The organism is Janthinobacterium tructae, assembly GCF_006517255.1.
Taxonomy (GTDB): domain Bacteria; phylum Pseudomonadota; class Gammaproteobacteria; order Burkholderiales; family Burkholderiaceae_D; genus Janthinobacterium; species Janthinobacterium tructae.
This window is the reverse complement of sequence record NZ_CP041185.1, coordinates 313,352-328,043: the sequence shown is the minus strand read 5'-3', so window position 1 is coordinate 328,043 and position 14,692 is coordinate 313,352. Positions and strand designations below refer to the sequence as shown.

The 14,692-nt window shown below is 62.3% G+C and carries 14 protein-coding genes; 3 read left to right on the top strand and 11 right to left on the bottom strand.

What is annotated here, in order from left to right; genetic code table 11:
* Positions 1-10: 10 nt before the first annotated feature.
* The 9 genes from FJQ89_RS01480 to FJQ89_RS01440 form a co-directional block, all read right to left on the bottom strand.
* The gene (locus FJQ89_RS01480; protein ID WP_141168750.1) at positions 11-649 is read right to left on the bottom strand and encodes an ANTAR domain-containing response regulator; all 639 of its coding nucleotides are present in this window, start codon (positions 647-649) and stop codon (positions 11-13) included.
* Between the two features lie 71 nt (positions 650-720).
* A complete protein-coding gene (locus tag FJQ89_RS01475; protein ID WP_141168749.1) occupies positions 721-2,220 on the bottom strand; it encodes a CoA-acylating methylmalonate-semialdehyde dehydrogenase in 1,500 nt (499 codons plus the stop codon).
* A 10-nt stretch (positions 2,221-2,230) separates the two neighbouring features.
* Complete coding sequence (gene iolB, locus FJQ89_RS01470; protein ID WP_141168748.1) at positions 2,231-3,028, bottom strand: 5-deoxy-glucuronate isomerase; 798 nt, start codon at positions 3,026-3,028, stop codon at positions 2,231-2,233.
* The gene (gene iolE, locus FJQ89_RS01465; RefSeq protein ID WP_141168747.1) at positions 3,025-3,939 is read right to left on the bottom strand and encodes a myo-inosose-2 dehydratase; all 915 of its coding nucleotides are present in this window, start codon (positions 3,937-3,939) and stop codon (positions 3,025-3,027) included. The genes iolB and iolE overlap by 4 nt, the downstream gene beginning before the upstream one ends.
* A 1-nt stretch (position 3,940) precedes the next feature.
* Positions 3,941-5,782, bottom strand: a complete 1,842-nt coding sequence (iolD, locus tag FJQ89_RS01460; RefSeq protein ID WP_141168746.1) for a 3D-(3,5/4)-trihydroxycyclohexane-1,2-dione acylhydrolase (decyclizing) — start codon at positions 5,780-5,782, stop codon at positions 3,941-3,943.
* Positions 5,779-7,725, bottom strand: a complete 1,947-nt coding sequence (locus FJQ89_RS01455; RefSeq protein WP_141168745.1) for a bifunctional 5-dehydro-2-deoxygluconokinase/5-dehydro-2-deoxyphosphogluconate aldolase — start codon at positions 7,723-7,725, stop codon at positions 5,779-5,781. The genes iolD and FJQ89_RS01455 overlap by 4 nt, the downstream gene beginning before the upstream one ends.
* A gap of 8 nt (positions 7,726-7,733) precedes the next feature.
* The gene (locus FJQ89_RS01450; RefSeq protein ID WP_071077878.1) at positions 7,734-8,519 is read right to left on the bottom strand and encodes an ATP-binding cassette domain-containing protein; all 786 of its coding nucleotides are present in this window, start codon (positions 8,517-8,519) and stop codon (positions 7,734-7,736) included.
* Positions 8,520-8,522: 3 nt separating this feature from the next.
* The gene (locus tag FJQ89_RS01445) at positions 8,523-9,644 is read right to left on the bottom strand and encodes an ABC transporter permease (RefSeq protein WP_141172573.1); all 1,122 of its coding nucleotides are present in this window, start codon (positions 9,642-9,644) and stop codon (positions 8,523-8,525) included.
* A 170-nt stretch (positions 9,645-9,814) separates the two neighbouring features.
* Positions 9,815-10,819 (bottom strand): sugar ABC transporter substrate-binding protein, encoded by a 1,005-nt coding sequence (locus tag FJQ89_RS01440; protein ID WP_141172572.1) that lies wholly within the window; start codon positions 10,817-10,819, stop codon positions 9,815-9,817.
* Positions 10,820-11,079: 260 nt separating this feature from the next.
* Here FJQ89_RS01440 and FJQ89_RS01435 point away from each other — a divergent pair, with 260 nt between their 5' ends.
* Genes FJQ89_RS01435 through FJQ89_RS01425 form a run of 3 tightly spaced genes read left to right on the top strand, consistent with a single transcriptional unit; the run spans position 11,080 to position 13,976 of the window.
* Positions 11,080-11,946: a MurR/RpiR family transcriptional regulator gene (locus tag FJQ89_RS01435; RefSeq protein WP_141168744.1), complete on the top strand. Its 867-nt coding sequence runs from the start codon at positions 11,080-11,082 to the stop codon at positions 11,944-11,946.
* Positions 11,939-12,925: an inositol 2-dehydrogenase gene (gene iolG / locus FJQ89_RS01430; RefSeq protein WP_141172571.1), complete on the top strand. Its 987-nt coding sequence runs from the start codon at positions 11,939-11,941 to the stop codon at positions 12,923-12,925. Before FJQ89_RS01435 ends, iolG begins: the two co-directional genes overlap by 8 nt.
* Before the next feature lie 28 nt (positions 12,926-12,953).
* On the top strand, positions 12,954-13,976 hold the full coding sequence (locus FJQ89_RS01425; protein WP_141168743.1) for a Gfo/Idh/MocA family oxidoreductase: 1,023 nt from the start codon (positions 12,954-12,956) through the stop codon (positions 13,974-13,976).
* Between the two features lie 13 nt (positions 13,977-13,989).
* Here FJQ89_RS01425 and FJQ89_RS01420 read toward each other — a convergent pair whose 3' ends face one another.
* Positions 13,990-14,328: a helix-turn-helix domain-containing transcriptional regulator gene (locus tag FJQ89_RS01420; protein ID WP_141168742.1), complete on the bottom strand. Its 339-nt coding sequence runs from the start codon at positions 14,326-14,328 to the stop codon at positions 13,990-13,992.
* Positions 14,309-14,662, bottom strand: coding sequence for a type II toxin-antitoxin system RelE/ParE family toxin (locus FJQ89_RS01415; RefSeq protein ID WP_479723893.1), 354 nt, complete (start codon positions 14,660-14,662; stop codon positions 14,309-14,311). Before FJQ89_RS01415 ends, FJQ89_RS01420 begins: the two co-directional genes overlap by 20 nt.
* Between the last annotated feature and the right edge of the window lie 30 nt (positions 14,663-14,692).

Genomic DNA, 14,692 nt, shown 5'->3' with positions numbered 1-14,692 from the left:
CCACATCGACTCATCCCAGCAAGTCCTCCACGTCGAGGATGCGCTGGGCAATTTCCGCCAGCTTCAGCTTTTTATTCATCGCCATGCTGCGCAGCCGCTGGTAAGCCTGCTCTTCCGTCAAGCCCTGATGCGTCATCAACAGGCCCTTGGCCCGTTCGATCACCTTGCGTTCCAGCAGCTTGTGCCGCGTGTCGAGCAATTCGGCGCGGAGTTTTTCTTCCTGGCGAAAGCGCGCCAGGGCCACGTTCAGCACGGGTTGAATGCGCTCGGCCTGCAGGCCGGCGACGATGTAGGCGGATACGCCGGCCGCCATGGCCGCGTCGATGCTGGCCGTGGCGCCGTCTTCCGTAAACAGGACGATGGGGCGGCGCTCGTCGCGCGTGGCGATGACGATGTGTTCGAGCACGTCGCGCGCGTCCGATTCGGCATCGATGATGATGAGGTCAGGCTGCAGTTGCGCGATGCGCTCGGGAAGGTAGAGGTCGGCTGGCAGCGAGGCGACGATGTCGAAACCCGATTCCAGCAAGCCGATGCGCAAGGCATTGCCGCGCAGCACTTGGGCAGCCAATGCCGTGTCCGCGTGCACGCCATGCTCGACGATGGTGTTGACGACAACGATGCGCAAAGGCTGGGTACGGCTGGACGTCATGGGAGCGATCTGCAATGGCTAAATGATTAACCATTGCAGTAAGCAAGAAGCGAACCAGATGGTTTTGCGTTTTACTTGAGGGTCGGCATGGCAAATTCGGCGCCAGCAGCCGTCGAGGCTGGCCAGCGCTGGGTCACCGCCTTCTGTTTCGTGTAGAAACGCACGGATTCCGGGCCATGCGCGTGATGGTCGCCGAACAGGCTGCGCTTCCAGCCGCCGAAGCTGTGGAAGGCCATCGGCACGGGAATCGGCACGTTGACGCCGACCATCCCCACCTGCACCCGGTGCGTGTATTCGCGCGCCGTGTTGCCATCGCGCGTGTAAATTGCCGTGCCGTTGCCATATTCGTGGGCGTTGACCAGGTCCAGCGCCGTCGTAAAATCGGGCACGCGCACGATACACAGGACAGGGCCGAAGATTTCCTCTTTATAGATGGTCATCTCGGGCGTGACATGGTCGAACAGGCTGCCGCCGAGGAAAAAGCCGTTTTCATGGCCGGGCAGCACGAAACCGCGTCCATCACTGACCAGCTTGGCGCCTTCCTTGACGCCGGTGGCGATGTAGCCGGCGATCTTCTCCTTGTGCACTTGCGTGACAACCGGCCCCATTTCCGCCGACAAATCCATGCCCTGCGTAATCTTGAGTGCTGCGATGCGCGGCACCAGCGCTTCGACCAGCTGGTCCGCCACATTGCCGACCGCCACGACGACAGAAATGGCCATGCAGCGCTCGCCCGCCGAGCCAAAAGCCGCGCCCATCAGGGCATCGACCGTCTGGGGAATATCGGCGTCGGGCATGACGACCATGTGATTTTTCGCCCCGCCCAGCGCTTGCACGCGCTTGCCCTGCGCGCAGCCCGTGGCGTAGATGTATTCGGCGATCGGCGTGGAGCCGACAAAGCTGACGGCGCGCACATCCGGATGGTGCAGCAAGCCGTCCACGGCTTCCTTGTCGCCCTGCACCACGTTGAAGACGCCATCGGGCAAGCCTGCATCCGTCAACAGCTGCGCCAGCAGCAGGCTGGCCGACGGGTCGCGCTCCGACGGTTTGAGTACGAACGTATTGCCGCAAGCAATCGCCATCGGGAACATCCACATCGGCACCATCACGGGGAAATTGAACGGCGTGATGCCGACGCAGACACCGAGCGCCTGGCGGATCGACCAGGCGTCGATGCCGCCGGCCACCTGCTCGCTGTACTCGCCCTTCATCATCTGCGGAATGCCGCAGGCAAACTCCACCACTTCGATGCCGCGCGTCACTTCCCCTTTGGCATCGGTAAACACCTTGCCGTGTTCGGCCGTGATCAGGGCGGCCAATTGATCCGCATGCTCTTCCAGCAATTCCTTGAACTTGAACATGACCCGTGCGCGGCGCAGGGGCGAGGTTTGCGACCAGGCGGGAAAGGCCGCATGGGCGGCGGCCACGGCCGCGTTCAGCTCGGCGGCAGTCGCCAGCGACACCTTCGCCGTGACGGCACCTGTGGCGGGATTGAACACATCGCTCGTGCGCTCGGAGCGCGAAGCCATGGGGTTGCCACCGATAAAGTGGCCGATCTGTTGCGTTGTCATCTTGAATCCTCTATTTGGTATGCATCAGCCACTCATGGGCCGGGTCGTTTTTAAAGTGCCACACGCGTTTCGGCCCCGCCATCACATTCAGGTAATAGCCGTCATAGCCATACGGCACGGTGACGGGGTGGTAACCCCTGGGCACCATCACCACATCGTGGTTTTCCACGGCCATGGCTTCGTCGATGGAACGGTCATCCGTGTAGACTCTTTGGTACGCAAAGCCCTGCTCCGGATTGAGGCGGTGGTAATACGTTTCTTCCAGCGAACTTTCCAGCGGCACATTGTCGCTATCGTGTTTATGCGGCGGATAGCTCGACGAGTGGCCGGACGGCGTGACCACCTCGACCACCAGCAAGCCGTCCGCTTCCTCCGTCTGCGGCAGGATGTCGCACACATAGCGCGTATTGGCACCCTGGCCGCGCACGGAGCGCGTCATGCTGGCCGGTTCGATCAGGCGCGCCGGACGATGCGTGGTGGCCGGCGCGCTGCACAGGGCCACTTCGGCGGCGCTCACGGCCGTGATGCTGACCTGAGTATCGAGCGGCACATACACGGCGTAGGGCGAGACGTTCTCGAAGACGCTGGCGCGCTTGCCGATGGCTTCCCAGCGCTGCTCGCCCGCCTGCACGGTGACCGTGCCCGTCAGCACGACGATGCACAGTTCGCGCTGGCCCGTCTCCAGGCTGATGTGCTCGCCGGCAGCCAGGCGGTGGGCGGCAAAGCCCACATGCGTCCAGCCGGCGGACGCCGGTGTCACCTCGACGATGGTGGAACCGGACTTTGCCTTGACCAGCAGCGGGCTCATGCCGCCTCCCGGCCCAGGTGGGGAATCGCCTCGACGAGCTGGGCCAGGTAATCGTGGCCCATCTTCGCGTACTGGTAACTGGGCGCGACAGCCGGGTCTTGCTCCGCTTCCACCACCAGCCAGCCTTCATAGCCATGCAGATACAAGCGCGTCAGGATGGCCGGGAAGTCGATGCTGCCGTCGCCGGGCACGCTGAAGGCGCCATTGATGACGGCCTGCAGGAAACTCCAGTGGCCGTTGCGGGCCAGTTTCACCACGTTCGGGCGCACGTCCTTGCAATGCACGTGGCAGATGCGATCGATATGCTTGTTGAGCACCGCCAGCGCATCGCCACCGGCAAAGGTGATATGACCCGTATCAAACAGCAAACCGACCTCGCCCCCCGTCAGGGCCATCAGTTGATCCACGTCGGCCGGGGTTTCCACATAGGCGCCCATGTGGTGGTGATACGCCAGGCGCACGCCGTTATCGAGCAAGTGCCTGGCAAACACCGTCAATTTGTCGGCATAGGCCTGCCATTGCTGCTGCGTCTGGAAACGCGGGCGTTTGTACAAGGGGCGCGCTTCGCCCTGGATGGCGTCGGCCACTTCCCCGTACACCATGACGGTCGCGCCGCTGTCGGCAAGCAGCCGTAAATGAGGGCCAACAGAAGCGATCTCTTCTTCCACCGACCGGTGCGCCAGGCGGCCAGAATACCAGCCGGAGACGCACGCCAGGCCATACTTGCCCAGCACGGCGTTCAGAGCCGGAGCATCTTTCGGAAACTTGTTACCCAGCTCGAAACCCACGTAGCCGATCTCGGCGCCCTCTTTCAGCGCTGTCTCCAGGGGCGTCTCGCCGCCCAGGCTGGGCAAATCGTCGTTCATCCATGAGATCGGGTTGATGCCGATCTTGACATTCCAAGTGTTCATCTCAATTCCTTTGTTTCAGACGGTCAAGTTCATAACGGGCGCGCGCAGCTTGCACGCCTGGCTGGGTGGAGACCTCGGGCACGGCCACTTCCCACCAGCAACCACCCTCTTCTGTCGTGCGCGTGTCGTCCGTATTGATGCAGATCAGATACGTACGGGTAGCTGCCCGGGCGCGCAGCATGGCCTGTTCCAGTTCGGAGATATTGCCAACGTGTTCGGAGAGCGCGCCCAGCGACTGCGCATGCAGCGCAAAGTCGATCACGGGGGCGCTGTCGGGCAACATATTGTTGAACGAGGCATTGCCGCACGCCTGCTGCAATCGGTTGATGCAGCCATAGCCCCGGTTGTCGAGCACGACGATGATGAGCTTTTTGTCCAGCATGACGGAAGTGGCGATTTCCGAATTCATCATCAGGTAACTGCCGTCGCCCAGCATGACGATCACCTCGGCATCCGGTTTCGCCATCTTGACGCCGAGGCCGCCGGCAATCTCGTAACCCATGCACGAATAGCCGTATTCCATGTGGTAGCCGCCCGGTGTTTCCGTTCGCCACAGCTTGTGCAGCTCGGCCGGCAAGGTGCCTGCCGCGCAGACGACGATGTCGCGGATGGTGGAGTCCTCGGATGAACGCTGCACGGCGCCGATGACTTCGCCGTCATACGGCAAGCCGGCCACTTCCCTTTTCCCGGTAATGGATGCCACCGTCGCGCGCCAGGCCTTGCCCGCCTGCTGCGCCCGGTCCATCCATTGTCCCGCGCTGTTCCAGCTGCCCAGCAGCCGCGACAGGCCCTGCAAGCCGAGTGTCGCGTCCGCCTGCAAGCCCAAGCCACGGCGTTTCAAGGCGTCAAAACTGTTGACGTTCAGGCTGACCAGTTGCGCCTGCGCAAACAGGGAGTTCGAGCCCGTGGTGAAATCCTGCAAGCGCGTGCCGACGGCCAGCACCATGTCCGCATCAAACGCCAGGGCATTCGCCGCAGGCGAGCCCGTCACGCCGATGGCGCCCAGCTGCAGCGGATGATCCCACGGCAAGGCACTCTTGCCGGCCTGGGTTTCCGCCACGGGGATGCCATGCCGCTCGGCAAACGCCTGCAAGGCGGCGCAGGCCTTGCCGTACAGCACGCCGCCACCGGCAACGATCAGCGGCTGTCTGGCGTTTTTCAACAGTGCTGCCGCTTCTTCCAGCTCCTGCTCGACGGGCGGCAAGGCGCGAAAACGCACGATGCGCGGCGCAAAGAACTCCTCGGGGTAGTCATACGCCATCGTTTGCACGTCTTGCGGCAGCGACAAGGTCACTGGACCGCAGGCGGCCGGGTCCGTCAAGGCGGCAATGGCGCGCGGCAAGGCCGTCAGCACTTGCTCCGGATACACGATGCGGTCAAAGTAACGCGACAGTGGCTTGAACGCATCGTTGACCGAGACGCTGCCGTCGCTACCATCTTCCAGCTGCTGCAGCACCGGGTCCGGCGCACGCGAGACGAATACGTCACCGGGCAACAGCAATACCGGCAGGCGGTTCACGTGGGCCAGGGCGGCGGCCGTCAGCAAATTGGTAGCGCCGGGACCGATGGAACTGGTCACCGCCATCATGCGCCGGCGCATGTGCGCCTTGGCATAGGCTATGGCCGAGTGCGCCATCGCCTGCTCGTTGTGGGCACGATACGTGGGAAAGCTGTCGCGGTACTGGTACAGCGCTTCGCCCAGGCCCGCCACGTTGCCGTGGCCAAAGATGGCGAAGGCGCCGCCGAACAAGGGAAGCAAGGTACCGTCACCGTCTTCCGTACGCAAGGCAGCCAGGTAGCGCACCAGGGCTTGCGCCATGGTCAACCGGATCGTCGTCTTCATGCGGCACGCTCCAGGTGCTTGCGCGTGCGTTGCCACAAGCTGATGAGTTGTTCGAAGTTGGCGCGCACGGCGGCGATCAGGCCCGCATCGTCCAGGTCGCCAGCCAGCCAGCGGCGGCTCGGTTCCTGGAAGATGGTGCGGCCCACCATGAAGCCGCGGCACGTGGTGCTGGCACTGGCCTGCTCAAAACTGGCAGCCAGTTTCTCGATCGGCGCATTCAAACCCAGCAAGACAACGCCACGGCAATACGGATCGCGCTCGTGCACGAGGGCGTCGATGGCTTGCCACTGCTTGGCCGACATGCTTTCCAGCTTCCACCATTCCGGATAGATACCCAGGTTGTACAGGCGCTTGACGGCGCGCAAGACCGTATCGTCACTGTGCGGCAGGGATTCCGACGGGATCACCTCCAACAGCAGTTCGTGACCGCTCACTTGCGCCGCGTCGTACAGGGCCTTGATCTGGGCTTCCTGTTCCAGGCGGTTTTCCACGGTGTCGTCCGGATGCAGCTGCACCAGGCATTTGATCACGTGTTCCTTTGGCCAGCTGAGCAGATGCGAACCGATGGAGCGGCCCCAGTCGAATTGCAGCGGGTTCGAGCCCGGCAATTCCACGGGACGGCCTATCCACCAGCCGCGCCCCGTCGCATCGTTGAGCGCATCGACGCCATAGCGCCCATCGATCAGCACGCCCGTCTTGCCGGCCAGCTGCAAGGCCGTTTCCGTCTGCGCCACGGCTTGCACCATCAATTGCTTCAAGGCCGAGATACGCGACTCGGCTGCGCCCGTTTGTTGCGCCAGCTCAAAAAATTGCGTGCGGTGGTCGAACGCAAACACGCACAGCTCGTCCCACTGCTGGCGTGCGACCGTCGTGCGGTGCAGGCGCGACAAGGTGGCGTCCTGGTCCGGCTGTGTCAGCTTGGCCGCATTGGCCAGGAAATAGTCGAGTTCGACTGGCGACGGCATGGCCGGCGCGCAACCGTGACGCGATACGACGAGGGCGCCGCAGCCATTCGCATAGCGGCAGCACGCTTCGTAATCCTCGCCGCGCAGCCAGCCTTTCAGGAAGCCGGACAGAAAGGCGTCGCCTGCGCCCAGCACGTTGAGCACTTCCACGCGCACGCCACGGTAGTTATACGCGTCATCCAAACTGGCCGGCACCACATTGTCGATGACGGCGCTGCCCAGCGGGCCCCGCTTGACAACGAGCGTCGCCAGGGTGGCGGCCCGCACGGCGCGCAGGGACGCCATGATGTCCGCGCCGCCGCCGGCGATCATGAATTCCTCTTCCGTGCCGACGATCAAGTCGAATTGCGGCAGGATCGCCTGCAAATGGCTGGTCACGCCGTCGTTCGAGACGAAACGTGTTTCACCGTCCGCCTTGCCCGACAAGCCCCACAGCACGGGCCGGTAATCGATGTCGAGCACGGTGCGCACGTTGTTGGCGCGGGCCAATTGCAATGCTTGCGTGCTGACGGCGTGCATGGCACTGGTAGAAAAATGCGTGCCGGTGATCAGGAGCGCTTTGCTCGAGGCAATGAAGGCCGCATCCACCGACGCTAGGTCGATGGCCATGTCGGCGCAATTTTCACGGTAAAAGATCAGGGGGAAGGTGTTTTTATCCTTGATGCCCAGCATGACGAGGGCGGTGAGGCGGTCGCGGTCGATGCCCACATGGCTGACGTCGCAGCCCTCTTTCGACAAAGTATCGGTGAGGAAACGGCCCATGTGGTCGTCGCCCACTTTCGACAGCATGGCCGATTTCAAGCCCAGGCGGGCCGTGCCGAAGGCGATATTCGCCGACGAGCCGCCCAGGTACTTGGCGAAACTCGTCGCGTCTTCCAGCGGGCTGCCGATTTGCTGCGCATACAGGTCCACCGCCAGGCGGCCCAGGCAAATCACGTCGAGCGCGCGGCCGTGGGCAAATTGTGTCGGGTTATTCATGGTTATCCTTAAATCGTGACACCGTCGAGTTCAGCCATCAGCGTTTGCATTTCCGCACCGCCCGCCATCATGTCGAGTACTTCATCCTTGGAAACGGTTTCCTTGGTGTAAGTGCCCAGCGACTTGCCCCGGTTCAAGAGGGTGAACGAGTCGCCCACAGGGTAGGCGTGGTGCACATTATGGGTAATAAAGATCACGGACAAGCCCCGCTCGCGCGCCTTGTAGATCAGTTTCAGGACGTTGAACGACTGCTTCACGCCCAGCGCGGCCGTCGGCTCGTCGAGGATCAGCACGCGCGCGCCGAAGTGGATGGCGCGGGCAATCGCCAGGCACTGGCGTTCGCCGCCCGACATGGTGCCCACGGCCTGGTGCGGATCGCGCACCATGATGCCCATTTCGGCCAGCTTGTCGCGCGCCGTGGTGGCCGCATACTCCATATCCATCACGGGCAGCACGCCGAACATTTTTTTGATCGGCTCGCGGCCCATGAAGAAATTGCGCGCCACGGACAGCAAGGGCACCAGCGCCAGGTCCTGGTAGACGGTGGCCACGCCCAGGTCGAGCGCTTCCTTCGGCGAATTGAAGCTGACGCTCTGGCCGTCGACCAGATATTGCCCGCTGGTAGGCCGGTGCACGCCGGCCAGGGTCTTGATCAGGGTCGACTTGCCGGCGCCGTTGTCACCCAGCAGGCAATGCACTTCGCCCGGTTTCAAGCGCAGGGTAACGTTTTGCAGGGCGATGACGGAGCCGAAACGTTTGCTGATATTTTCCAGCGCAAGGATGTATTCGCTCATGGCTTATCTCGCTTCCGTGACACGTGCACGGACAAAGTTGTTGAACAGTACCGCGATCAGCAGCATGACGCCGAGGAAGACGCGGAACCAGTCCGAATTGATATTGGTATAAGTAATGCCGATCTGCACCACGCCGAAGATCAGCGCGCCGAAGCAGGCGCCGACGACGGAACCGTAGCCGCCCGTCAGCAAGGCGCCGCCGATGACGGCCGCGATGATGGCTTCGAATTCCTTCTGCATGCCGCGGTCGGCGGCGGCCGAACCCACGTCAAATACTTGCAACGTGGCAAACAGACAGGCGCAGAAGGCGGTGAAGACAAACAGCGAGACCTTGATGGTTTTCACGGGCACGCCCACGTTCTTGGCCGCGTTGGCATCGCCGCCGACGGCGAAGATCCAGTTGCCGATGCGGGTACGGGCCAGGACGAAGCCGGACACCAGCGCCAGGCCGGCCCACCAGACGATGACCTTGGGGATGCCCTTGACCAGCGGCGCGCCGCTGTCGAGCGCCGTGATCCAGCCAGCCTTGGCCATCCAGGCGAACAGCGAGGTGCCCACTTCGCCATGGAACAGGGTCGTGGCCAGCCAGTCGTCGGCGGCCAGCGCGCCGATACCGCTGACGATGGTGCGGTTGGCAAACATGATGGACAGGGCCAGGGTCAGGCCGCGCAAGATGAACAGGAAGGCCAGGGTGACGATAAACGACGGCAAGCGCGTCTTGATGACCAGGTAGCCGTTGAGCCAGCCCAGCGCCATCGAACCGGCAAAGGCGAACAGGATGGCGGCCCACACGGGCCAGTGGAAATACACGGAAGGGATGGCGATCATCATGCCGGAAAAGCCGATCATGGAGCCGATCGACAGGTCGAATTCACCGGCGATCATCAATACGCAGGCGCCGATGGCGATGATGCCCAGGTAGGCGGCCACTTGCGCCCAGTTGATCACGCCGTCGAGGTTGAACATGCCAGAGTCGCCGGCCGTCAGGATGAAGAAGGCGAACACCAGGATGGCGCCCGAGATCGAGGCGAACTCGGGACGGCTGAACAGCCGCTTGAGCCAACTGACCTGCCCCACGCGCTCATCGGCACCCTGTTTTTGCGGCGGCGTGCCCGAGGCGGCCATGCCGCCCTGTTCCACGCTTAATTTCACGGTACTCATGCTATGTCTCCCTTGTTTTATAGCAACCTGCCAGCCTCGACAACAATTCCAGGGCGGCAGGACCCGCGCGCCGGCAAGCATGGCCTGCGCGCGGGGACAACAACTAAGTATTAATTGAATTGAAAAGCCGGTGCTTAACGGAACTGGCCGGCGTATTTCTCCACCTTGCCGATATTGTCCTTGGTGACATACCCAGGACCGGAACCGATATGGCGCGGGCCATACGATGGTGCCAGGCCATACTCGGCCAGGCGCGCCTTGAACTTGGCGTTATTGATCAGCTTTTCGCGTACCTTGGCCAGGTCCGTGGTCTTGTCCTGCTTCATGATGGCCAGCACGGCAACGGGGATGTAGCCTTGCAGGTAGGGTTGCTGGTCGATGGCGAACTGGATGCTGCCATCCTTGATCGCTTTCGAGATTTCATCGGACAGGTCGAAGGTGGCGAACCACATCTTGCCCTTCAAGCCCATTTTTTCCAGCGCCTTGAGCGAAGCGTGGGCCGAGGTGGGTCCCAGCGCCAGCACGGCTTGCGTCTTCGGATTGTTGCGCAGGAAGGCGCTCAGCTTGCTTTCGATGGTGGTCGGATCTTCGCCCGCATCCAGGGTGGCGGCCTTGAAGTCGACGCCGATCGCATCGGCAAAACCACGGCAGCGCTCGAACGACGACGGGTTCGTCGCGTAATGGTTGACGCAGACGAAGGACTTGATGCCGGCCGCCTTGGCTTTTTCGCCCGCGCCCTTGCCTGCCTCGTATTCAGGCTGGCCCACATGCATCACGGCGCCCAGCTGTTCGCTTTGCGCCAGGGTGCCCGAGTTGATCGTGATGAAGGGGATTTTCTTCGCCGCCACCTGGCCCAGCGGTTTTTGCAGCACGCTGAAATCGGCGATGCTGACGATCACGCCATCGTAGTTGCGGGCTGCCGATTGCTCGACCAGGCGCGCCATGTCGGCCAGGTCGCCATTCGGCGGGTTGCGGTAGTCGACGCTGACATTGAAGTCTTCACCTGCTTGCTTGACGGAATTTTTGATCGTATTCCACCAGGAATCGGAATCGGGCGCATGGCTGATCAACACGAATTTCTCGCCCGCAGCGTGGCTGGCGTTCATGCCCAGACCCAGTCCCAGGCCGAGGCCCAGCATGGCCAGGCTCTTCAGAAATCCCTTACGCTTATTGCTTTGCATGAATGTCTCCTTGAAGGATTAATTTTTATAGTTGCCAGCTTTTGAAGCGTGTCAACGGGGAGCCGGAAAGCCGGCAAGACCCGATGCACTGCGCACAGCTTAGGCCACAAAAAAGACAAATGCAATAAAATTTTCAAAATAAATTTAAATAGAAAATCATTTCTATTTTCTGCATTCACTCCTATAATTCTCGCCAGAACCAGCCCAAAGGAAACAACATGGCAGCCACCGCCCCCATCGAACAACTGATGCAACATATCGCCGCCGAGTACGACAATCTGTCGCGCCAGTTAAAGGTCATCGCCCAATACATTGAAAAGCACCGGGCCAGCCTGATGCTCGAACGCATCAGCGACATCGCCACCGCTTGCGACGTGCAGCCGTCGGCCATCGTGCGTTTCGCACAGCGCTTCGGCTACACGGGCTTTTCCGAAATGCAAGATGTGTTTCGCCAGGCTTATACGGACCAGGCCGGCGCCACGCCCGATTACCAGCAGCGCATCCGCAAGCTCATTTCCACGCGCGACGCCGCCCTCAGCGCAGGCGACCTGACGCGCGAATTCGTCGGCGCCAGCCGTGCCGGCCTCGACGACCTGGCGGCAGGACTCGACGACGCGCAGCTGGAAGCGGCCGTCAACCTGCTGTTAAAAGCAGACAATATCTATGTGATCGGCGTGCGCCGGTCCTTTCCGATCGCCTCCTACATCGCCTACGCGCTCGAACACACGGACAAGCGCGTGCACCTGATTAGCGGACTGGGCGGCATGCACCGCGAACAGATGCGCAGCGTGCGCGAACGCGATGTGGCGATCGCCATCAGTTTCTCGCCTTACGGCAAGGAAACCCAGCAGTGCATCAAGGCGGCGCAAGACAAGGGCGCCAAGGTCCTGGTGATTACCGACAGCAAGCTGGCCCCGCTCGCGCGGGCCGCCGACGCGCTGCTCACCGTCACCGAGGGCAGCGCCTTCGCCTTCCGCTCGCTGACCAGCACCATCTGCCTGTGCCAGGCGCTGTTCATCGCGCTGGCCTATAAATTAGAGCTCGACATCGAAGAAATCCACACCCCAGGAGAACATGATGATTGAAGTAGCATTGTTTGGCGCCGGACGCATCGGCAAAATCCACGCGGCCAACCTGGCTGCCCAACCCGGCGTGCAGTTCAAGTACGTGGTCGACGTCAACCAGGAAGCGGCCGCCGCGCTGGCCGGCTTGCATGGTGGCAGCAGCGCCACGGTGGAAGCGGCGCTGGCCGACCCGGCCATCAAGGCCGTCGTCATTGCTTCCAGCACGGACACCCACGCGGACCTGATCCTGCGTTCGGCCGCCGCCGGCAAGGCCATCTTTTGCGAAAAACCCGTCGACCTGACGCTGGACCGGGCGCGCGCCTGCGCCGCCGCCGTCAAGGAAGCCAAGGTCATGTGCATGCTGGGCTTCCAGCGCCGCTACGACCCCACCTTCAATGCCGTCAAGACACGCATCGAAGCGGGCGAAATCGGCACGCCGGAGCTGCTCATTGTGACCAGCCGCGATCCGGGCCCGCCACCCGTGAGCTACATCAAGGTCTCGGGCGGCATCTTCAAGGATATGCTGATCCACGATTTCGACATCTTCCGCTGGATACTCGACGACGAAGCCGTCAGCGTGCACGCCACGGGCAGCTGCCTGGTCGATCCGGCCATCGGCGAGGCGGGCGACCTCGATACGGCCGTCGTCACCATCCGCACGGCCAAGGGGCGCTTGTGCCAGATCAATGCCTCGCGCCGCGCCGCCTACGGCTACGACCAGCGCTTCGAAGTGCTGGGCAGCGCCGGCATGCTGCAAGCGGGCAACCACAAGCCGACGGAAGTGACGGCCTATGGTGCCGTCAACGTCAGCGTGGACAAGCCGGAAGACTTCTTCCTGGAACGTTATCGTGTGGCTTACGCGCAGGAAATGGCGCATTTCTTTGACGCCCTCAGCCACGGCACACCACTGCGCACCACCGTCCACGATGGCTTGAAGGCACTGGAACTGGCCGAGGCGGCCACGCTGTCGTGGCGCGAACAGCGCGTCGTCACTTTATAAACCAAAAATAAAAATATCTGGAGACAGCATGTCATCCCCAACATTAAAAGTCGGCATCGTCGGCCTGGGCCGTCTGGGCCAGCGCCACGCCATCAACCTGGCCCAGCGCGTGCCCAATGCCGAAGTCGTTGCCGCCTGCAGCCCTGTGCCAGCCGAACTGGACTGGGCCGCCAGCACACTCGGCATCACCACCGGCTATGCGGACTACGACGCCCTGCTGGCCCATCCGGGCCTGGACGCCGTCTTCCTCGTCACACCCACCTCGCTGCATGCGGACCAGATCATCGCCGCCCTGCGCGCAGGCAAGCATGTGTTTTGCGAAAAACCGCTGTCACTGGACCTGGCCGATTGCCTGAAGGTGGAAGCGGAAGCGGCGCGCCACCCGCAGCTGACCATCATGATCGGCTTCGTACGGCGTTTCGACGCCAGCTACCATGACGCGCAGCAAAAGATCGCCCAAGGGCTGATCGGCAAGCCGTATCTCGTGCGTTCGCAAACCTGCGACCAGAACGACCCCAGCGGCGCCTTCATGCGCTTCGCCCCCACCAGCGGCGGCATCTTTCTCGATTGCAGCGTGCACGACATCGACCTGGCGCGCTGGCTGCTGGGCAATCCCGTGCCCAAGCGCGTGTATGCGAGCGGCACCAACGCCATCCACACGGGCTTGCAGGCGTTCGGCGACGTCGACAACGGCCTGGCCACGGTCGAGTTTGCCGATGGCAGCATGGCCAGCTTCATGGCATCGCGCACCATGGCGCATGGCCATGAAACCCTGACGGAAGTGTTCGGCACGGGCGGCCGCCTGGCCGTGGGCAGCAATCCGCGTCTGAACAGGGTGGAAATTTCGGATGCGCATGGCGTGCGCAATGAATGCACGCCGGACTTCTATGCCCGCTTCGCCGACGCCTTTTTGATCGAGGCGCAGGAATTCACGGACGCGGCACTGGGCCGGCGCACCCTGTCACTGACCTTGCACGACGCGACGGAAGCGACGCGCATCGGCCTGGCCATGACGCAAGCGATGCGCGAGGCACGGCCCGTCGAGTTTTAAGCCGCCAGTGGACTCAGGCAGCCGGTGCAGGAAACGGTTGCTTTGGCTCCACGGCCAGGCGCAAGCCCATGGCATCGAGGATGGCCGTCAAGGTGCTCAGCGAGGGATTGCCCTCGGGCGACAAGGTGCGGTACAGCTGGGTAGGATTGAGCTTGGCCGCCTGCGCCACGGCGGGCACGCCGCCAAAGGCGCGCGTCAGCTGGCGCAGCACGGCCAGCAGTTCGCCGTGATCGCCATCGACGAGGATATTGTTGATCAATTCAAGGGCGAAGGCGGGATCGTCGCGGTACAGCTCAGCCATTGCCTCGTCATGCGAGCGGTCTCTCGGTGCTTTACGGATATCCTCGCTCATGTTCTCTCTCATGTCCTCTCTCCTTCCAGTCGTGCCAGCAGGCACAGACGTATTCGATATCTTTCGGCTGCGTGCGCTTGTCGCCTCCGCATAGCAACAAAATGAGCTGCGTCCCGGCAATAGCGTAATACACGCGGTAGCCGGGCCCCACATCGATGCGTAATTCCCACACGCCGTCGTGGCAAAACTTGTGATCGCCAAAATTTCCGGGAATCATACGCAGCACGCGCCTGGCTATGGCCACCCTGGCCGTATTGTCGCGTTGGCGTTTCAGCCATTCCGTATACAAGTCCCTGCCCGATGATGTCAGGTAGTGCCGGATCTCAAACATCATATTCGTCCATAAACGAAGAAAGATCAAGGA